Consider the following 19,259-nt stretch of genomic DNA (forward strand, 5'->3'; position numbering starts at 1 on the left):
ACGGAAATCAACAGACCTGGTTTTACTTTCCAACCATAAACAAAAACTGTAGGTAAGCTTGCTTTCATCAAGTTTATCTACAGTCTGAGGCTTCCAATAAGGAAGCCCCGATATTAATAACTTGTAAATCTAAGGATTTTCTGAATCCAGTAGATTATATATTTAAATGGAGTCATCGTGTCTTCATTCTCTTCGTATTCAAGGGTGAAATTGCCGTCCTCATTACTCCAAAGTCGCTTGAAATATTGATCTACGTCTTTAACTACCTGACTATCAGCAGGTGCGGTAATTTTTAGGTTTGTCTCCAAATTGAAGTCATCGAGATTTCTTCTAGTAAAATTGGCTGAGCCGCCAAGAACTGTTGCTTTATCCTTGCGGTCAAAATAAATCATTTTTGTATGGTATTGTTCTTCCCCGGCATCATACCATTTGATATGAATGTTCTTGCTGCCCAGCTTTTGCATTTCCGCTGATACCGGTATATTAGGAAGCCCCGACTTTTGGTTGCCGAAAGCATTTGTATTTGGGTCAAGAATGATATTTATCTCAGCGCCGCGGTCTGCAGCCTTATCAATTTCGTCAATGACCTTCCTTTCGGCAAGATAGAACATTCCGATCCAGACTTTTTCGCCTTTTTCTGTTTTCTTAAGCTCATCGAGAAGATGATTGAATATCTTGCCTTCTGTCAAAACCTGTACCTTTATTTTGCCCGTTTCCTTAGCAGCCGAAAACTCAGGGAGATTGCTCCCGCCTGAAAAATCAGACACGGCCTGCTCTGACTCCAAAATGTCCCCAATGACATTTCCGCTCGTTTCAAATGCGATATTAGAGTGAAATCCGCTGGCATCATGCGGATTTGCAGAGGCAACGATCGCCGTTTTTTCAGTTACAAAGATTTTTCGGTGATTCGCTTTCAAGTTTAGCAATTCAAGGTAGGACCTTAAAGTTACATCTGGTGCGTTTTTTGCCATCGGATTCGGGATCCAGCCTTCCCCAGACTGGCCAAACCATTGGAAGAATACCCTCCAAATGCCAGTGTATAATGGATTAGAATCACGTAACGGATCAAGTTTAGTGAAGATAACCTCTATACCATTTTCACGCAGTTCCTTCAGGGTATCCGATTTATGCGATCCATAGGTAAGATTGATTTCATCTGTAATAAAGACAACTTTCAAATTCTTATGCTTCTTTTTTTGGGCAATCAATTTTTCACTAATGTTTTCGCTGATTTCTGGATAGCCCATATCCTTTTTATAGTAATCATTGAAAAGGAACATATCCAAAACGATAAATTCCTCAGCTTCTCCGATTCTTTTTAGGACCGTATTAAAAATCTCCTGCTCGAATTTTTTTTCGCCATCTTCATCTGTGTAGGTTAAATCATATAAAAACCGGACATCCTTGACTTTATGGATCTTTCCTTCATAAGACAGCCCGTCTGGCAATTCCTTATGTGTATGATGGTAGATTGTAAATCCCACAATCAATGCAAGTATGAACAGAATCAGCATCTTTTTGCTTTTCAATAATTTCTTAGCCATCCCCATATGATAAGACTCCTTAATTTTAATACTATTCTTATTTACTATTTAAGTGAGTTATAAACTTACCTAGCAGCCAACAGCTCTTTGAAAAGCAACAATCAATGCGAAAACAGTCTATATTAAAGATTTGCATGGAGTTTTTATTAGAACATGGTAAAATAAAAGAACCGTAAAATCTTTAAAGGAGAATATTTCATGGCATTAAACGCAATTATTATTGTCCTGGCTTATTTGCTTGGATCGATACCATCCGGCTTAATTGTAGGCAAGCTATTTTTTGGAAAAGACATCCGTGAACATGGCAGCGGGAATTTAGGAGGAACCAATACTTTCCGTACTTTGGGGGTGAAAGCTGGACTTGCAGTCAGTATTGCTGACGTATTAAAGGGTACTCTGGCAGCATTCTTACCAGTTATTTTTGAAGCTGACATGCATATGCTTGCTGTTGGTGTCTTCGCAGTAATCGGCCATATGTATCCAATATTTGCAGGTTTTCGCGGTGGCAAGGCAGTTGCGACCTCAGGTGGTATCCTGCTTGCATATGTACCTTTATTATTTTTGTTCATGCTCTTATTCTTTTTTATCAGCCTGTACATCACAAAATATGTTTCCTTATCCTCCATACTAACTGCTATTGCAACCTTTATTTACGCCCTTTTTACCAGGGACGTTCCACTGATTGTGGTAGTAGCTGTTCTTGCATTTTTCGTCATATACAGGCACCGGGCCAATATTACCCGCATCCGCAATAAAACTGAACCAAAAATTAAATGGCTATAAAGTAGAATGCCGGCAAACCATATGGTTTGCCGGCTTTTTATTTGCGGACAATGCCTGATGCTTTCATGTATGGCAAAGAAATGTAGGTTCATCCCATTTGATTTCGTATTAAGATAGTTCTAAATAAGGAATATTTTTGTTCTTTATTACAAACAAAACTAAAAAACTGGTATAATCTAAATATAAATGTCATATAAATTCGAAAGATATCGAAATTAGGTAACCCACATCAATGAATAGAATTCCTAATGACCTGTATAAGGATGCCTTTAAACAAGTTTTGATCCAATAATTTTTTAGAAGAGAAGTGATATCATGCAAAATTCATATAGAAGCCTATGGCTTGCTGAGAATGATAAGCACGAAATTAAAAGCACAAAACAAGAAATGTTGATCCATCCTCCTGCTTCAATAACTAACAAGCCTGCACCCAAAAAATCAGTATCAAGCAGCAAACCAAGCAAACCATTTACATATCCCGGATTCTTACATTTTCAGCAAACTCACTTGGTCCTTTCTGATTTAAAAGAAAGAAAGTCTAGTTTAGAACAGGAGTGTGACAGGCTGGATAAAGAGATTCTTAGTAAGCAGCACATGCTCCAGCAGTTGAATGGTAAATTTGAGGCTGTGATAAATGATTATCAAGCTGCCTCTGCAAGCAAATTAGCAGCAGGACTCGCACATGAAATCAGAAACCCACTGACTACAATCAAGGGGTTTATTCAGCTGTTAAAGCCTGAATTTCAAAACATTGGGAAATCGGAATTTGCCGATGTTGCTTTAGAAGAAATTGATCGCGCGAATGGTTTGCTTAGCGAATTTTTATCCATTTTCAAACCTGGATCTTCAGGAAGAAACAAGATTTCCTTAAACTCTTTATCTAAAACAATCGGCAACCTTTTTGCAAGTGAAGCACTACTGAAGGAAATTGAGTTGACAGTCAAGGTTCCGGAAGAAGATGTTTTCGTATGGGCAGATGAAAAACAACTAAAACAAGTGGCTTTGAATCTGCTGAAAAATGCATTTGAAGCGATTGAGGAAAGTGATGTTATTCAGGGTGAAATTACGATAACTATTCATATGGTTGATGGTTATGCGAAATTCAGCATAATTGATAATGGAGCTGGCATAACAGAAACTGAGGCGGCAAAAATCTTCACTCCATTTTATACAACAAAAGAAAATGGTACCGGAATTGGCCTGGTCATTTGTAAGCAAATCATCGAGGAGCATGGAGGAAGGCTAAAAGTAAGATCAGAGTTTGGACGAACAAGGTTTTCATTTGAGATCCCTGCAATCTGAATTTCATGAATGTGAAGATGCATGCGTATCCTTTTTGCATTAGTCGAAATATTGTCAAATTAATTGAGGGTTGAATTGAGAATAATTGATAAAATGTAAATAAGAACTCCTGGAAAGAAGGCGGTTAGAATGGAAGAAGTGCTTATGTCTACGGACCATTATATATTCACAACAACCACTGCTGAGGTAATGCCGCCAAATGATTTCGTGGTGGAATTCATTACTGATTTACAAGATAAGAACAAGAAGGATTCAGTTATTAAAATTAACAACCTGGATGAGCTGTTGGACTTCTTGGAAAACACATAAAAGGATTACGCGGATACCTCGCTTGGTACCCGCGTTTATTTTTTTATAAGCGTAAACTTCCCCATCCCGAAAACATCTTTAATATAATCCAGTTTTGTTTGATTGAAATAAACATCATCCTGTTCATGAATTAATATTGAAACGTCATCGAATGTGAATGCTTTATCGTTCGTTAATGGTTTCTCTTCCAGAGCCACCCTGAGCTGGGGGCCGCCTCAGCCGATTCCCATAGTAAGCCTCACAAAAAGCTTTTCTCCCTCATCACTTTCCTTTTTGATAGCAGTATGGAGAATTTGATACGCGCTCCCGGTAATATCAAACAAGGGTTACTCACCTCCCTTTAAATTTGTATTTCTAATGAAGTTTCAGCGCAAATAACATCGAATTATGACAAAAGTTCGAAAATTCTCCTTAAATCTATACATTTCGCCTAGTACTTATAATATATTATCCATAGAGGCTAAAAAATAAAAATGCCTCAGTTTTTTACCGGGGAGTGCGTCATGAGAAAAAAGAATAGAAAAACTGCTTACGGATTGTCTATTTTTGCCGGCTTGGGGATCATAGCCACAAGTTTGATGTTTCAAATGTATCAACAAGTCGAAGCGAAAGAGCCAAATGTGCAAGTGAAAAGCCAAAAAGCGCATAGTGAAAGAAGCTTTGAGGTCACTGGCAAATCCTATTTAGAGAAGGTTAAATTGGGAGCCATTGGCGATATTTTAATACACGACACTGTATATGAAGATGCATATTCAAACAACAGCTATGATTTTAAGCCGATGTTTAGCAATGTTAAAAACCAGCTTTTGAATCCTGACCTGCTCCTTGCAAACGAGGAAACGATACTTGGCGGAGTTGATCTAGGATTGTCGAGCTACCCAAGCTTCAATAGTCCTGTGGAAGTGGGAGATGCCTTGCTTGACGCAGGGGTGGATATTGTCTCTAATGCCAATAATCATGCACTCGATAAATCTGAAAAAGGAGTTCTTAAGTCGATCAGCAACATGGAAGCGGCAGGACTTCCCTATGTTGGTTCTTTTAAGGATGTTCAAGACCAGCAGAAGCTTCGAATTTTAAATAAAAATGGAATTAAGGTTTGCTATTTGTCTTACACTTATGGAACAAATGGGATACCTGTTCCATATGGCAAAGATCATCTGGTGAACCTGATTGACAGAGAATTAATGAAACTGGAGATTAACCGGGCAAAAGATCAATCTGATATAGTAGTTATGAGCATTCACTGGGGAAATGAATATCAGCGATTTCCAACAGACGAACAGAAAGATTTGGCTCAATTCCTCGTTGACGCGGGTGTAGATATCATTTTTGGGCATCATCCGCATGTTTTGCAGCCTATGGAGTGGCTGACAGCAGCCGATGGTAGAAAAGCTTTGGTCGTATATTCCCTTGGCAATTTTCTATCAGGGCAGATGTGGGATTATAAAGATATTGGCGGACTCGCCACAATAGAAATAACAAAGCAAGTAACTCCGGAAAGAACGGAAATAGTATTGGGAAATCTTGAGTTTATGCCTACTTTTGTTTCAAGCAGCAGGCAGAGAGACTATCAGGTTGTACCACTCATTGAAGCCGATAAATTCGGATTGGCAGATGCAAAAAATAAATATACAGAAATCATGAATCATATGTATCAGTTCATAAAAAAATAACAAAGCAGGTGCCTGGCCCATAATGCGATAGAGCATTAAGTGATGGGCCGGGCATCGCCTGTGTTATAATGCTTTTATCGGCATAGGAAGGAGAACGATATGAAAATTACAATCAATGATGATGCTGCAGCCTGGTATGAGAAAGAAATGGACCTTTCTGCTGGAGGGCACCTTCGATTCTTTGTCAGGTATGGCGGTTTCAGTACAATTCAAAAAGGCTTTTCATTAGGCGTCTCCAAGGAAGAACCGGACCACATCGGAATTAAAACGGAGAAAAACGGTGTAACTTATTATATTGAAGAAAAAGATATCTGGTATTTCGACGGTCATGACTTAATAGTTGATCTTCATCCAGTCGGCCAGGAACCTGAATTAAAGTTTGTAAAAGACTAAGGCAGCCGCATTATGCGCCTGCCTTAGTCTTTTATTTGTTTAGGAGCTTATTTTCAAGCCCTTCATTTTTTAGTACCTCTGCCTGTGTATTTCCGAATAAATCAAAATGAGGGTAATCAACTTTTCTGTCGTCAATCCATTCACGCTTCAAGCCATATTTCCTGCCCCATTCAGCAAGTTTTTGAACATCCCTGCATCCGACCTTTGTCACAGTTGAGCAGCCAGGAAAACGGTCATCTGTCCAATAGTGAGTTAGGAAGGCGATTTCCCCTCTCTTTACTTTCTCTTTCCAGACCTTGAGTTCTTCCCGCTTTATTCCAAAAGCCAATTAGACCTTCTCGCTTTCTTCTTCCGGCTGTCTTCTCGCACTCATATAAGCTTCATGCCAGTCGGGATAAGTTCTTTTTAACGAGATCGGCCTGAAATTTTCCCTTTTCACTAGCACATGCCTTGAGCTGCCTATAAGTGCAAGCTCACCTTCATCGTTATAGATTTCGTACTTGTAGACAGAGCGGAAGCCATCGTATTCGTCCACCCATGTTTTAATCGTTGCAGTTTGTCCATATCTTAACGGTTTTTTATATGAAGCCTGGATATCGATGACTGGTGAGATGATACCATCTTTCTCCATTTCAGCATAATTAAAGCCTAATTCCTTGATTAGCTGAGTTCTTCCTAGCTCCATCCAGATTAAATAATTTGCGTGGTACACGACTCCCATCTGGTCAGTCTCTGCATAACGTACCTCGATTTCTTTAGAAGAAATATGCATCCTTATTCCCCTTTTACTTTATTTAGTGCTGCTTCAAAGTCGCTTTTCTCTAAATATAAAGCATTTTCATCCAGGCTTTCCCCGTTGCCGGTTCCCATCAGCCTAAAAGCCTGTGCCTGGATGGCTTCATCAACTAAATTTGTAGCAAATCTGCCATTACCATTAATTTCAGTTTCTGAAAGCTCAGCTGATAAAAATGGGACAGCATTTTCTGCTAATATATACTGATACTTCTCTGAGTAATTCTTTATGATTACTAGCAGTTCCTCAGCAGTATAATCTGGAAAGTGGAAAAATTTCTTGAATCTTGAACGGAGTCCCGGATTGCTTTCAAGTAAAAGCTCCATTTCAGCGGGATACCCCGCGAGAATGACGACAAGATTTTCATTATGGCGAGTCATCTCATCGACCAGTGTATCAATTACTTCTTTACCGAAGTCACCTGAAGCTTGCCCCAGCAAGGAATATGCCTCGTCGATGAATAGGACGCCGCCCAGCGCTTCCCGAATTTTTTTCTTTGTTTTTATCGCTGTCTGCCCCACATACCCTGCAACAAAATCTGCACGGCTGCTGACGATTAAGTGCCCGCGTTTAAGCATACCGCATTCCTTCAGGAGCTCTGCATATATTTTTGCAACCGTTGTTTTCCCAGTCCCTGGATTCCCGGTGAAAACTGAATGAAGCTGAACTGGCACACCAGGAAGTCCTTTCTCTTTCCTTAACTGCTGCATTCTAACAAAGGAAATGAGGGTAGTCACATCAGATTTTACATTGTCCAGCCCGACAAGTGCCTCGAGCCTGTCAAGTGGCTTATCAGTATTTGTTGCTGGAGCTGATTCAAAATCCTCTTTTTCCAACAGAGTGTAAGCGGAGAAATCCGATTCATCTACCGGCCGGGCACCTTTTTTGAAAATGGCCTCTAGGATTAGATTTCGAACTGTCCTAGCATTTCCAAAGGTATCATCTACTCGTTCCTTCTCAATCCGATCCTTAAGCTCAACTTTTGCTTCTTCCGTTATGGCAAAATCATTATCCCTCGCAGCCTGTTCTGCAATCTGCATTAATTCATCGTTTGAATAGTCGGGAAGATGAATGAGGTTAGGCTGAGGGAATCGGCTTCTTAAACCAGGATTCGCATCTAAAAACTGCCGCATTTCTTCGGGATACCCTGCCAGAATGACTGCGAATTTGCCACCATATTCAGCGCTTGTCATCAACGAAACAAGAGTGTCGATTGCCGTCTGGCCATAATCATTCCCTGTCTGTCCTTCGCGCTTCAGGCTATAAGCTTCATCGATGAATAATACTCCTCCCAGGGCTTGCTCTACAACCTTACGGACATTTTCCTCAGTTTGTCCAACATATGCGCCGACGAGCTGTGACCGGTCTGCCTCAATAATATCCTCACGCGGCAATACACCGAGCTGGTGATAGATTTTTGCAAGCAGCCTTGCCAAAGATGTCTTCCCTGTACCTGGATTCCCCGTCAGGACCATATTAAGGCTTTGGTCGTCCTTTGTATTCAGTCCAAGCTCTTTTCGCTTCTGCTGATATTTTAAAAATCGGTAAAAATCATTGACCCTTTCTTTTACTGATTTCAAGCCTATCAACTTATTTAGTTCTGTTAAAGGGTCTATGTCACCCTGGCTAGTCCCCTGTAATTGTTCAGCGAATTCCGCTTCCCATAAGAGTTTTACTTCATCTAAATTTTTCAGCCTTACCTTGATTTCCTCATAATGGACTGCTGTATGGAAAACACCAGTAACCGATTCTTCATATAGTTCTGTTGCCTTTAACAGCGCTGCGGTTTCATCAATTGCTTTTTCTAATAAATCAATTAACTTATTGAATTTTTCCTCGACTGAAGTCCCGGGCTCTAAAAGAGGACTTTTCAAATCAGCTAGTTCATCTTCTGCTGCAGATAAGAATTGCTGTGAAATATTAATATACTGCTCAGCAGTTTTCTTTTTCAGGGCTCGATTGTCAGTTTCCCTAATCCGCGGATAAACAAGCTGATCAAAGATATGACCCTTATTTTTCCACTGATTGCTCGCAAGCAAATTCTTTGCTGTGGTATTGGCTGGATTGGCCTCAATCGCCTTTTTCAGCCATTCAAGAACGAGCGAATCATATCCGTTCCGGTTCGATCTTGATTGGGCAGCATAGGCAAGGACCCTTGATAAAAACAAGCTTTGATTGCTATTAGTTAAATTCCTGATAACTGTTATCAAAGTCGCTTCATCACGTATGTAACCATTTTCCTCTAATTCCTGTTCCCATAATTTTAATTGTTCATCTAATGGGAGATCTTTTTTATATTGTTGCATAAATATCACTTCTTTTTTTAGTATACAATTCGTATCTTAACACATTTTCATATAAACGGAAAAAGACCCGCCTAATTGAAGGGCAGGTCTTTTCGAGCACATCCACTTTTATCGATGTGCTTTTCAATGTTATTGCTGCTGGTTATGAGCTTCATCCTTGATTTCAGCTCTGAACGCATCGATGCTTTCACGGCGGCGCTCATTCTTAGCTTCAATTCTTTCCTGGTCTTCCGGGCTTGAGTTGTTCATTGCAGCTTCCGCATCCTCCATATTTTCAATTGTATGGTGGATCATGGATTGCAGCTTTTCCACATTATCGCTACGGTCGTCTGGCTTTGGTGTGTTGTTTGCCATATTCAAGTACCTCCTTTTAAAAAGTACATCAATAGTATGCGACCGTTCATAATAATTATAAGCGAAAATCAGTGGATATGTTTTTTGAAAAATAAAACCTGCCATTGAATTGGCAGGCATTTTCCATACGTTTATTCACCTTTTGTCTGGATAAGCTGTGGCTGTTCGCCAGACTTATTCTGCATTTTCTTCCCTTTGTTACCGCCAAAACCGCGCGGCTGTGTGCCAAGGTGGCTAGGAACGAAATGTTTGCTGTCCTTTTTTGGATTGCTCATAAATATCCCCTCCTCTATCTTAAGTTTTGCCTAAAGAAAGAGGAATCATTTATGGTAATGTATGAAATTTACTCTGCTTTCCCCATACGTTTTTGTTCTAATCTTGCCTCGATTTTTTCGAGTGCATCACGGTCATTCATAAGTTGGCGTTTATTTTCCATTACTAGCTCTTGGAAAGATCGTTTTCTAGGCTTCCTCATCGTGTTTCACCATCCTTTATTATCATTCTAACAGTAATTATGTCCGGAAACGGTTGCAATTATTACAACTTTTTGAAAATTTAATCGTATTTTATATTTACCCACCTTTTAGGTGAATTTACTAAGTAATTTTTTCCATAGGAAAAAGCACCTTACTTGCAGGTGCTTACTGACCAAGTCTTCTATTCGCTTATAGTCATGGATTCAATATGGACATTAATAGAAACCTTTATCTCGCCATAAATATAAAAAATGCCGGGCTGGCAGCTCCCGGCATGAAGTCAATTTAATTTTGAAACAATCGAGGTAATTCTTCACTGTAATTTCCACGCATAATCCCTTTTTCAGTGATAATCGCTGTGATCAGATGATGTGGAGTTACATCAAAGGCTGGATTGAAAACCTTGACACTCTCTGGTGCAGTTGATTTACCAAAGCCGGCAGTAATTTCTTCTGCAGCTCGCTCTTCGATTGGTATTTCTTCTCCAGTTTTTGTTTCTAAGTCAATAGTAGATAGCGGCGCAGCAACATAGAACGGAATGTTGTGCGCTTTCGCAAGCAAAGCGACCCCATAAGTTCCGATTTTATTAGCAACATCCCCATTAGCAGCGACACGGTCACAGCCAACAATTACGGCTTGGACCTTCCCTTTTTGCATGACCATAGCAGCCATGCTGTCAGTAATTAGCGTAACATCAATTCCCGCCTGCATTAATTCCCAGGCGGTGAGGCGAGCACCCTGAAGCAAGGGGCGAGTTTCATCGGCAAACACCTTAATATCCATGCCTCTTTCCTTTGCAAGGTAAAACGGTGCTAGTGCTGTTCCGTAACGTGCCGTAGCGATACCACCTGCGTTGCAATGGGTTAAGACAGTCATTCCATCCTCGAATAATGTCAAAGCATTTTCACCGATTGAATTACACACATTTTCATCTTCTTGTCGGATTAAATGAGCTTCTTCCGTCAATAACTGCTTAATTTCTGCTACAGGCTTGGCGCTTTCTTTGTTAGCTAGAGCATCCATCCTTTTAAGTGCCCAAAATAGGTTCACTGCAGTAGGTCTGGAGCCAGCAAGGTAATCCGACTGTTTTTTAAAGAATTCATAAAAGGAGCCAAAGTCCTGTTCAGGAGCAGCTTTTATCCCAAGAGCCAAACCATATGCTGCCGCTATTCCAATCGCGGGCGCTCCCCTTACCTTTAGCTGTTTAATTGCATCCCATACATCTTCTATGTTTGTTACCTCAAGGAATTCTGTAACCTGAGGCAGCTTAGTCTGATCAAGAATATAGAGTTTTTCACCATCGTATCTGACTGATTGTAAGTACGTTTCTTCCATGCTAATCCCCTTTCATGCCAACAAGACATTTCTGAACTAAGTTCATTTTAGCAATTAAACTTAATCCAGCAAACAAAAACCAATATTAGTATTGAAGTTATTTTTTAAATAATGTCTAAATAAAAATTTTCTAAATAATTTAACAATATGGTATGTTAAAAGAAAACCTTTGGAGGGACAAAATATGAAGATCCTCGTTTTAGGAGGAAGCCGTTTCTTGGGAAAGGCATTTGTAGAGGTAGCACAAAAAAGTGGTCATGAGATAACCGTTTTTAACCGGGGAAATAACAATGATGTACTAAAGAATGTTGAAATTTTAATTGGCGACAGGAATGGCAGTCTGGAACTCTTGAAAGACCGCCAGTGGGATGCTGTGCTGGATACTTCGGGACAGATTCCGCGTTCTGTAAGCAACTTAACATCTCTTTTAAAAGAGAAAACGGAATTTTATGCTTTTGTATCTAGTATTTCTGTCTATCAGGATTGGATACCAAAGGGGATCAATGAAAATTACCATGTTCAATCAATGTCAGTTGAAGAAGCAGATAGACTCACAAGCGATCCGGCAGCTCCTGTCCTGGAATATTACGGTCAATTTAAAACCCTCTGCGAACAGGAAGCAGAAAGGAACTTGCCAGGCAAAGTGCTTAATATACGTGCAGGCCAGCTTGTTGGCGAGAATGACTACACTGACAGACTTCCTTACTGGGTGAACAGGATCGCTCAAGGCGGCAGTGTAATTGCTCCTGGTAACCCTGAGAGCTCGTTCGTCCAATTAATCGACGTCAAGGACCTGGCTATTTGGATGCTGAAAATGATCGAAGAAAAATGTGCAGGTACATACAATGTAACCGGCAAGCCAATTTTGCTTCAGGAGGTCTTGTTAACATGTAAAGAAGTGGCAGGCACCGATGCCGAATTTGTCTGGGCTGATGAAGATTTCTTACTCGAGAACAAAGTAGCTCCTTGGACAGAAATGCCACTATGGCTTCCGGAAAAAACTCCTTTAGGGCCTGAACATAAAGAACCTTGGAGCGGGGCATTCCATATTAACATCGATAAAGCGTTGCAAACTGGTCTTAAGTTCCGGCCTCTAGCGGAAACAATCCGCGAAGTTCATGATTGGCTTAAAGCGAAGCCGATTAATGAGGCATCCTGGAAGGCTGGAATTACGAGCGAACGAGAGAAAAAATTACTTGACTCAATAGCATTAAAACAATAAAAACAGCACCTCGGTGCTGTTTTTATTGTTTTCCAGACATGTAGTATGGCGGAACTCTCAGCCATCCTCTTTCCTGCATGAGTGCTTTGAATGTTAAGGAAAAAGTGATTTTCATCATATGATATTTAGAAAATAAATACCCTACATCTGCTCTGACAGATTCTGTTATTCCCCTCGTAGCCGCAGTAATACCCACAACCAGATTATAAGCGATCAGGTTTGCTATTTCTTCATCATTCATTCTTGCACCCTCGGGAAGCCCTTTGAAATCTCCGATGATTTTCTCAGGGCCGACATCCGGAAGCGGAATATCTTCGTCCTTAAAAAATTGGGTCAGTTCCTTAATCATAGGTTTATGGACATTCTCGATAATATCTGTGATCTTTTCCTTAAGTTCAGGATCTTGTGCCAGGTTGAACGCGTGCTGGTCATAACGAAGTGTTTGTTCGGTTCCATGAAGGTAAAACCAAAGGTTCATCACCTCTCCGACATGCAGGGGTTTTTTCTCACCATCCATAAATGGTACAAATGTATCCTTCATCACTTCGAAAAAATTCATAACAGGCACCTCCAGTTCAATAAATCTTTCTGCTTATTTTTGGATTGCAGGTCCCTTTTTATTCACTAGTACCTTCAACTAAACCAAGCTGTTCCTTAATCAAATCGATGAAATGTTTAGCAGGCTGTGATAAATAATGCTGCTTAAGCCATATAAGGCCTACTGAAGATTTAAGAACAGATTCCTTAATTTCCCTAGCAAAAAGGCTGGAATGCCCGTATGACTGAAAAACCGACTTAGGAACGATAGTGGATCCTATTCCTGAAGAGACTAATTCTATCAATACCTTCATGTCTGAGCATTCACATACAACATTAAGTGGCAGCTGTTCCCTGCTGAAGGCTTCATGGATAATATTAAAGCTTCCAAGCCCCTCTGTACTCGGAAGTATTAGTGGAAAGGTGCTGATTTCTTCAATGGTTATACTTTCTTCCCCTTGTTTTCTGCAAACAAATACAAAAGGTTCATTATATAAATGCAGATAATTTACGTCCCGGTTCGGTAGCGGCAGCCTAATTAAGGCGAGTTCTATTAAACGATTTTTAACCAGTTCGCTCAAATAGGCAGAGTCATTTTGCACGACTCGAAGATAAACGAGTGGATAGGCTGCGTGAAAGTGTTCAATCCAATCAGGAAATTCTGGTACAGAAAGCGTGTTAATCCCGATTGATAAATTCCCCTTCCTACCCTCATCCGTCTCCTGCAATTCGATTTTTACTTCCTCAAATGAATGAACAATATTAAGCGCATGCTGGTACAGCACCTTGCCCTTATCAGTCAGCTCAAGCCTTTTTCCATTCCGTTCTACCAGCATGACTCCTAATTCCTCTTCCATTTGCTTCAATTGAAGGCTTAGCGGGGGCTGAGACATATGAAGTCGGTTTGCAGCCGCGGTAATGTTTTTCTCCTCAGCTATGGCAATGAAATAACGCATTTGTCTAATATCCATGGAAACCTCACTATATGTAAAAAGTATGATTTGTATATTAATTATATATTTTAAATATGGTTAAAGTCTATGGTACGATATTTTCATTCGTTAAAAAACCGAAAAATATATCTGCAAAGGCTGTTTGCTCACCATAAATTTTGATTTTTAGATATACATTAGTGACTTAATACTGCCTTGGTTCAATTTTGCTTTGCATGGATGTTAAGTACGAAATCATTCGAAGAATTTTTTCAATGTATAAAAGCTCAGAAGTTTATGAAAAGAGCCTTTATAGAGAGGAGTTTAAAATGGAGAAGTTTTTTCAACTTAGTGCTCATAATACAACGATTGGAAAAGAAATGTCGGCTGGACTTATCTCCTATATAACAGTCGTCTATATCATTATTGTGAACGCGACGATCCTGTCAGCAGCTGGAATCCCCCTGGAAGCTGGAATCATCGCTACAATCCTGACAGTATTTGCAGGCTGTTTTCTCATGGGATTTTGGGGTAACACACCTATTCTTGTAATACCAGGAATGGGCTTGAATGCCATGTTTACCTATACCATCGTCCAGTCAGGCGGTTTTACTTGGCAAGAGGCTTTGGCTATGGTATTTGTATCAGGAATTCTATTCATGATTTTAGCCTTCACACCACTAGCAAAAGCAATCATCGAATCCATTCCTGATTCATTAAAGGAGGCAATAACGGTCGGAATCGGGATCCTTTTGATTCTGATTGGTTTTGATAATAGCGGAATCATTACAAGCTCTGATCATACTTTGCTTGCTATAGGCGATTTGAGTACTTCTACAGCACTTATAACTTTAATTGGTTTGATTGTAACAGTCGTCCTTTTCATTCGAAACGTACCTGGGAATTTGCTGTTGAGCATTGTTTTTACTTCAATTCTATCCATTGTTTTTGGAGATTTTGAGAGTAAAGGTATGACTTGGAGTATGCCTTCATTCAAGGAATACACGTCTGTATTCGGGCAGCTTTCATTCGCACAGACTGGCAATTTTGTTTTTTGGCTGACTGCCTTCTCACTCGCGATGGTTGTTATTTTTGAGAATATCGGATTGATTCATGGACATACAAAAATGCTTAATCAGCCTGAAAAGTATGAGAAATCATTGCAGGCAAATGCGATTTCAGTAGCTACTGCTGGGATTTTTGGAACTAGCCCAACAGTATCCTCTGTTGAAAGTGCAGCGGGTATAGCTGCCGGAGGCCGTACTGGATTAACAAGTATTGTTACAGGATTCCTATTCCTTGCTTCGATCGTCTTGATTCCTGTAATTAAACTTGTACCGGAAAGTGCTGTTTCACCAGTATTGATCCTGATTGGTGTCTTAATGCTTCAAAATATCACTCATATTAAACTAGATGATTTACTTGAGAGCTTCCCTGCCCTCCTAATCATCGTACTGATTCCATTAACGTACAGTATTGCCGATGGCATGGCAATTGGATTCATCTTATATCCGCTGATGAAGCTATTGATGGGTAAAGGACGGGAGATCCAGCCTGCCCTATATATGATTGCCCTATTATTCCTCGGCAATTTTATCCTGCAATATGCGCTTTAAAAGCAAAATTAAAACAGCCTTGTCATATAAGGCTGTTTTTAATTTACTTTTTTTAGTACAAAAGTAGAAGCTTGTTTATTTACATTGGGGATATATTCTGATGCTTCATGAAGAAAATAGGTCTGGGCCGCCTGAGCTTGGCTGATGGTTCCCATGCCATGCATCATTAAGGACCTTTCCAAAAAGAGCATAGATTCATGGCCGTTTGCATAGTATAGACTTTCTCCTTGGCCAGGATAATATGATTCCATCGGTTTAGTATTAGAGATTACGTGATATTGCGCTTCTCCAAATTGCGAATAACCAGCCAGCACTGCTTCAAAGGTGCGCTCTCTTTCATGAAAGGTAAAACTTCCATTGTTGAATGATGACTGAATGGACTCAGCAATTTCTTTAAGATTAAACCCTTGCTTGACCAAAGTTTCAGCTGCCGCAGCAGCCATGTTTGCGTATTCCTCATCACCTGAAAAAGCGATGAAAGCCGTATCAGGAATAATTTCTTTAATGCTGATACTATCCCCCATCCGTTGATGATTTCCGACGTCCGTAACAATTGAAATAAAATCCTCTCTAGCGACTATCGATATTAGACTCATATAGCTCACTCCTTCGGTTCATTCTATCCTTTTATCTTAAACATAACCTTTTTCTTGATAATATCAATAGGAGAAGCTGTCGATTAATAGGAAGTTTGCGTGGATTTTGTAGTTCAATCTGAAATTAAGATATTTTATCATTACTTTGCATTCCCATTTAACCACCCTTTAACCATAGCAAAAGATTTAGGGTGATTTTGCATTTTACTTTAATGCATAAAAACCCCCTAATCCGAAAATTAGGGGGTTTCTTGATCTTATGCTTTTAACTTGTCGCGAAGGACCATTTGCAGGATGCCTCCGTGGCGATAGTAATCGATTTCGACTTCTGAATCGAAACGTACAAGAGCTTCGAAAGTTTTCTTGTTGCCGTCTTCGTCAGTAGCTGTAACTGTAATGATGTCACGTGGACGTACAGTTTCGTCGATTTGAACATCAAATGATTCTTTACCTGAAAGGCCAAGAGTTTCAGCGTTTTCTCCATCCTTGAATTGAAGTGGTAATACACCCATCAATACAAGGTTAGAACGGTGGATACGCTCGAAGCTTTCAGCAATTACAGTTTTGATGCCTAATAGGTTAGTACCTTTAGCAGCCCAGTCACGGGATGATCCCATACCGTAATCTTTGCCAGCGATAACCATTAGCCCTGTTCCATTTTCTTTGTACTGCATGCAAGCATCAAAGATGGACATAACTTCGCCTGTAGGCCAGTAAGTTGTGAAGCCGCCTTCTGTGCCAGGAGCGATTTGGTTTTTGATACGGATGTTTGCGAATGTTCCGCGCATCATAACTTCATGGTTACCACGACGTGATCCATAAGAGTTAAAGTCGCGTGGTTCTACGCCCTTTTCACGCAAGTATTTCCCAGCTGGTGTATCTTTTCCGATCGCACCTGCAGGAGAAATGTGGTCAGTCGTTACAGAATCACCGAACTTACCAACTACACGCAAGCTGTTTAGTGGAGCAACTTCTCCAGCCTCTGGAGTCAATCCTTCAAAGAATGGAGGGTTAGCGATATATGTTGAATCTTCATCGAAAGTATAAAGCGCATCGCTGTTCGTCTGGATTTCATTCCATTTTTCATTGTCGCTGAATACAGTTTCATATTCTCTGCGGAACAATTCAGGAGTTACAACACGATGAACTACTTCGTTCACTTCTGCTGTTGATGGCCAGATGTCCTTGAAGAATACATCGTTGCCGTCTTTGTCTTTTCCGATTGGGTCGTTTTGAAGGTCAATGTCCACTGTTCCAGCAAGAGCGTATGCTACTACTAATGGCGGAGATGCCAGATAGTTTGCTTTTACAAGCGGGTGGATACGTCCTTCAAAGTTACGGTTACCAGAAAGAACTGAAGTTACAAGAAGGTCGCTTTCCGCAACAGTCTTTTCAATCTCAGGTCTAAGTGGACCAGAGTTTCCGATACATGTAGTACATCCGTAACCTACAAGGTTAAATCCAAGAGTTTCTAGATAAGGAAGTAATTCAGAATCACGAAGGTATCCAGTTACAACCTTTGAACCTGGTGCTAAAGAAGTTTTTACGAACTTAGGAACTTCCATTCCAAGTTCAACTGCTTTTTTAGCAACAAGACCAGCACCTACAAGTACGTATGGATTAGATGTATTTGTACAGCTTGTAATCGCAGCGATTGCGATTGCACCTGTTTTCATTTTTGTAGAATCGCCATTGTTAAATTCTACTACAGCTTCTTTATTGATTTCTTTCTTGCTTAGGCCAAAACCTTGGTTTCCAGCTGGAGCAGTCAACGCATCCTGGAAGGATTTCTGCATTTGTGATAGCGGAATTAAATCCTGCGGACGCTTTGGACCAGAAAGGTTAGCTTCAATTTCAGAAAGATTGATTTCAACAACGTCAGTATAAACTGGCTCAAGTGATGGATCAAAGAAAAGTCCGTTTTCTTTGCAGTATGCTTCAACCACTTTAATGTGATCTTCGGTACGTCCAGTTAAACGCATGTAATCAAGTGCTTCTCCATCTACTGGGAAGAATCCGCAAGTTGCTCCGTATTCTGGTGCCATGTTCGCAACAGTCGCACGGTCAGCAAGTGGAAGCGATACTACACCCGGTCCGAAGAATTCTACAAATTTACCAACTACGCCTTGGCTGCGCAGAACTTGAGTAACTTTTAGAGCAAGGTCAGTTGCAGTTGAACCGTTTGGCATGTCTCCAACTAATTTTACGCCTACTACTTCAGGAACTGGGAAGTATGATGGCTGTCCTAGCATTCCAGCTTCAGCCTCGATACCGCCTACGCCCCATCCGAGTACACCGATACCGTTGATCATTGTTGTATGTGAGTCAGTTCCAACCAATGAATCAGGGAATGTTTCAAATTCTCCATCTGCATTTTCTACAGCGTGGACAACGCTTGCAAGATACTCAAGGTTTACTTGGTGCACGATACCTGTTGCAGGCGGTACAGCGCGGTAGTTGTCGAATGCTTTTTGTGCCCAGCTCAAGAACTGGTAACGTTCAGCATTTCGTTCAAATTCAAGATCCATATTAACATTCAGTGCATCAGGAGTTCCGTATTTATCAACCTGAACGGAGTGGTCAATTACAAGGTCAACCGGCTTCTCAGGATTGATTTTATCTGGATCTCCACCCATGTCTGCCATTGCTTTTCTTAGTGAAGCAAGGTCAACGACTGCAGGTACACCAGTGAAGTCTTGAAGAATGACACGTGATGGCTTGAATGGCACATCTACTTCCTTTACTTCGCTAGTTCCCCATTTTGCTAGATTTTCAACATGCTCTTTTGTGATTACAAAGCCATCAAGCTGGCGAAGCACGGATTCAAGCAAAACTTTTACGGAGTAAGGCAATTTAGATACATTGCCGATTCCAGCTCTTTCAAGTGCTGCCAGACTGTAGTAATGATAGCGTTTCCCGTCAATTTCAAATGAACTGCGGGCGTTAAAAACATCATGGTTTGACATATGTTTACCCCCTTCTTTTACGAAAACAATCATAAACTAAATATAGGTAATTGTCGAAAAGTTTGAATTTTGTTCGTCATCCTAACTTTTCTTACAATTCAATATTAATATAACCCTCTATA

At 40.4% G+C, this 19,259-nt stretch carries 19 protein-coding genes; 7 read left to right on the forward strand and 12 right to left on the reverse strand.

The features are described from left to right. Positions 1-113: 113 nt before the first annotated feature. Positions 114-1,550 carry a phospholipase D family protein gene (locus tag V7654_RS13135; protein WP_335430819.1) on the reverse strand — a complete coding sequence of 479 codons (1,437 nt, stop codon included), beginning with the start codon at positions 1,548-1,550 and terminating at the stop codon, positions 114-116. Between the two features lie 192 nt (positions 1,551-1,742). On the opposite strand from V7654_RS13135, the gene plsY reads away from it, so the two are divergent. From plsY to V7654_RS13160, 5 genes are all read left to right on the forward strand, one after another. After that, positions 1,743-2,327 carry a glycerol-3-phosphate 1-O-acyltransferase PlsY gene (plsY, locus tag V7654_RS13140; RefSeq protein WP_335430820.1) on the forward strand — a complete coding sequence of 195 codons (585 nt, stop codon included), beginning with the start codon at positions 1,743-1,745 and terminating at the stop codon, positions 2,325-2,327. 315 nt (positions 2,328-2,642) lie between these two features. Next, the gene (locus V7654_RS13145; protein ID WP_335430821.1) at positions 2,643-3,629 is read left to right on the forward strand and encodes a two-component system sensor histidine kinase NtrB; all 987 of its coding nucleotides are present in this window, start codon (positions 2,643-2,645) and stop codon (positions 3,627-3,629) included. A 129-nt stretch (positions 3,630-3,758) separates the two neighbouring features. Further along, positions 3,759-3,938, forward strand: coding sequence for a hypothetical protein (locus V7654_RS13150; protein WP_335430823.1), 180 nt, complete (start codon positions 3,759-3,761; stop codon positions 3,936-3,938). A gap of 503 nt (positions 3,939-4,441) precedes the next feature. Next, positions 4,442-5,611 (forward strand): CapA family protein, encoded by a 1,170-nt coding sequence (locus V7654_RS13155; protein ID WP_335430825.1) that lies wholly within the window; start codon positions 4,442-4,444, stop codon positions 5,609-5,611. 99 nt (positions 5,612-5,710) lie between these two features. Further along, positions 5,711-6,004: a HesB/YadR/YfhF family protein gene (locus V7654_RS13160; protein ID WP_335430827.1), complete on the forward strand. Its 294-nt coding sequence runs from the start codon at positions 5,711-5,713 to the stop codon at positions 6,002-6,004. Between the two features lie 31 nt (positions 6,005-6,035). Here the strand turns inward: V7654_RS13160 and V7654_RS13165 are convergent, their stop codons facing one another. From V7654_RS13165 to mtnA, 7 genes are all read right to left on the reverse strand, one after another. Then, entirely contained in the window at positions 6,036-6,332 is a 297-nt protein-coding gene (locus V7654_RS13165) for a hypothetical protein (RefSeq protein WP_335430828.1), read from the reverse strand. Beyond that, a complete protein-coding gene (locus V7654_RS13170) occupies positions 6,333-6,776 on the reverse strand; it encodes an acyl-CoA thioesterase (RefSeq protein ID WP_335430830.1) in 444 nt (147 codons plus the stop codon). Between the two features lie 2 nt (positions 6,777-6,778). Further along, positions 6,779-9,103: an AAA family ATPase gene (locus tag V7654_RS13175; protein WP_335430831.1), complete on the reverse strand. Its 2,325-nt coding sequence runs from the start codon at positions 9,101-9,103 to the stop codon at positions 6,779-6,781. A 129-nt stretch (positions 9,104-9,232) separates the two neighbouring features. Continuing rightward, on the reverse strand, positions 9,233-9,457 hold the full coding sequence (gene tlp, locus V7654_RS13180; RefSeq protein WP_335430832.1) for a small acid-soluble spore protein Tlp: 225 nt from the start codon (positions 9,455-9,457) through the stop codon (positions 9,233-9,235). Positions 9,458-9,588: 131 nt separating this feature from the next. Beyond that, positions 9,589-9,732: an acid-soluble spore protein N gene (locus tag V7654_RS13185; protein ID WP_335430834.1), complete on the reverse strand. Its 144-nt coding sequence runs from the start codon at positions 9,730-9,732 to the stop codon at positions 9,589-9,591. Between the two features lie 68 nt (positions 9,733-9,800). Then, complete coding sequence (locus V7654_RS13190; RefSeq protein WP_335376118.1) at positions 9,801-9,932, reverse strand: FbpB family small basic protein; 132 nt, start codon at positions 9,930-9,932, stop codon at positions 9,801-9,803. Positions 9,933-10,218: 286 nt separating this feature from the next. Beyond that, positions 10,219-11,268 carry an S-methyl-5-thioribose-1-phosphate isomerase gene (mtnA, locus tag V7654_RS13195; RefSeq protein WP_335430835.1) on the reverse strand — a complete coding sequence of 350 codons (1,050 nt, stop codon included), beginning with the start codon at positions 11,266-11,268 and terminating at the stop codon, positions 10,219-10,221. 184 nt (positions 11,269-11,452) lie between these two features. On the opposite strand from mtnA, the gene V7654_RS13200 reads away from it, so the two are divergent. After that, positions 11,453-12,490, forward strand: coding sequence for an NAD-dependent epimerase/dehydratase family protein (locus tag V7654_RS13200; RefSeq protein WP_335430836.1), 1,038 nt, complete (start codon positions 11,453-11,455; stop codon positions 12,488-12,490). Between the two features lie 22 nt (positions 12,491-12,512). On the opposite strand, the gene V7654_RS13205 is transcribed toward V7654_RS13200, so the two are convergent. Together V7654_RS13205 and V7654_RS13210 are read right to left on the reverse strand one after the other, a co-directional pair. After that, positions 12,513-13,049, reverse strand: a complete 537-nt coding sequence (locus V7654_RS13205) for a DUF3231 family protein (RefSeq protein ID WP_335430837.1) — start codon at positions 13,047-13,049, stop codon at positions 12,513-12,515. A gap of 58 nt (positions 13,050-13,107) precedes the next feature. Next, positions 13,108-13,998, reverse strand: a complete 891-nt coding sequence (locus tag V7654_RS13210; RefSeq protein ID WP_335430838.1) for a LysR family transcriptional regulator — start codon at positions 13,996-13,998, stop codon at positions 13,108-13,110. A gap of 290 nt (positions 13,999-14,288) precedes the next feature. Between V7654_RS13210 and V7654_RS13215 the strand changes: the two genes are divergently transcribed. Next, positions 14,289-15,575, forward strand: a complete 1,287-nt coding sequence (locus V7654_RS13215) for an NCS2 family permease (RefSeq protein WP_335430840.1) — start codon at positions 14,289-14,291, stop codon at positions 15,573-15,575. A gap of 38 nt (positions 15,576-15,613) precedes the next feature. On the opposite strand, the gene V7654_RS13220 is transcribed toward V7654_RS13215, so the two are convergent. Then, complete coding sequence (locus V7654_RS13220) at positions 15,614-16,171, reverse strand: hypothetical protein (RefSeq protein ID WP_335430841.1); 558 nt, start codon at positions 16,169-16,171, stop codon at positions 15,614-15,616. Between the two features lie 257 nt (positions 16,172-16,428). Continuing rightward, positions 16,429-19,137 (reverse strand): aconitate hydratase AcnA, encoded by a 2,709-nt coding sequence (gene acnA / locus V7654_RS13225; RefSeq protein WP_335430843.1) that lies wholly within the window; start codon positions 19,135-19,137, stop codon positions 16,429-16,431. Positions 19,138-19,259 lie beyond the last annotated feature (122 nt).

The organism is Bacillus sp. JJ1609 (genome assembly GCF_036967045.1).
Taxonomy (GTDB): domain Bacteria; phylum Bacillota; class Bacilli; order Bacillales; family Cytobacillaceae; genus Mesobacillus.

Excerpts from the sequence above, each read along its gene's own strand:
- V7654_RS13135 (WP_335430819.1), bottom strand. The coding sequence starts at position 1,550 with ATGGGGATGGCTAAGAAATTATTGAAAAGCAAAAAGATGCTGATTCTG.
- plsY (WP_335430820.1), top strand. The coding sequence starts at position 1,743 with ATGGCATTAAACGCAATTATTATTGTCCTGGCTTATTTGCTTGGATCG.
- V7654_RS13145 (WP_335430821.1), top strand. The coding sequence starts at position 2,643 with ATGCAAAATTCATATAGAAGCCTATGGCTTGCTGAGAATGATAAGCAC.
- V7654_RS13150 (WP_335430823.1), top strand. The coding sequence starts at position 3,759 with ATGGAAGAAGTGCTTATGTCTACGGACCATTATATATTCACAACAACC.
- V7654_RS13155 (WP_335430825.1), top strand. The coding sequence starts at position 4,442 with ATGAGAAAAAAGAATAGAAAAACTGCTTACGGATTGTCTATTTTTGCC.
- V7654_RS13160 (WP_335430827.1), top strand. The coding sequence starts at position 5,711 with ATGAAAATTACAATCAATGATGATGCTGCAGCCTGGTATGAGAAAGAA.
- V7654_RS13170 (WP_335430830.1), bottom strand. The coding sequence starts at position 6,776 with ATGCATATTTCTTCTAAAGAAATCGAGGTACGTTATGCAGAGACTGAC.
- V7654_RS13175 (WP_335430831.1), bottom strand. The coding sequence starts at position 9,103 with ATGCAACAATATAAAAAAGATCTCCCATTAGATGAACAATTAAAATTA.
- tlp (WP_335430832.1), bottom strand. The coding sequence starts at position 9,457 with ATGGCAAACAACACACCAAAGCCAGACGACCGTAGCGATAATGTGGAA.
- V7654_RS13185 (WP_335430834.1), bottom strand. The coding sequence starts at position 9,732 with ATGAGCAATCCAAAAAAGGACAGCAAACATTTCGTTCCTAGCCACCTT.
- V7654_RS13190 (WP_335376118.1), bottom strand. The coding sequence starts at position 9,932 with ATGAGGAAGCCTAGAAAACGATCTTTCCAAGAGCTAGTAATGGAAAAT.
- mtnA (WP_335430835.1), bottom strand. The coding sequence starts at position 11,268 with ATGGAAGAAACGTACTTACAATCAGTCAGATACGATGGTGAAAAACTC.
- V7654_RS13200 (WP_335430836.1), top strand. The coding sequence starts at position 11,453 with ATGAAGATCCTCGTTTTAGGAGGAAGCCGTTTCTTGGGAAAGGCATTT.
- V7654_RS13205 (WP_335430837.1), bottom strand. The coding sequence starts at position 13,049 with ATGAATTTTTTCGAAGTGATGAAGGATACATTTGTACCATTTATGGAT.
- V7654_RS13210 (WP_335430838.1), bottom strand. The coding sequence starts at position 13,998 with ATGGATATTAGACAAATGCGTTATTTCATTGCCATAGCTGAGGAGAAA.
- V7654_RS13215 (WP_335430840.1), top strand. The coding sequence starts at position 14,289 with ATGGAGAAGTTTTTTCAACTTAGTGCTCATAATACAACGATTGGAAAA.
- V7654_RS13220 (WP_335430841.1), bottom strand. The coding sequence starts at position 16,171 with ATGAGTCTAATATCGATAGTCGCTAGAGAGGATTTTATTTCAATTGTT.
- acnA (WP_335430843.1), bottom strand. The coding sequence starts at position 19,137 with ATGTCAAACCATGATGTTTTTAACGCCCGCAGTTCATTTGAAATTGAC.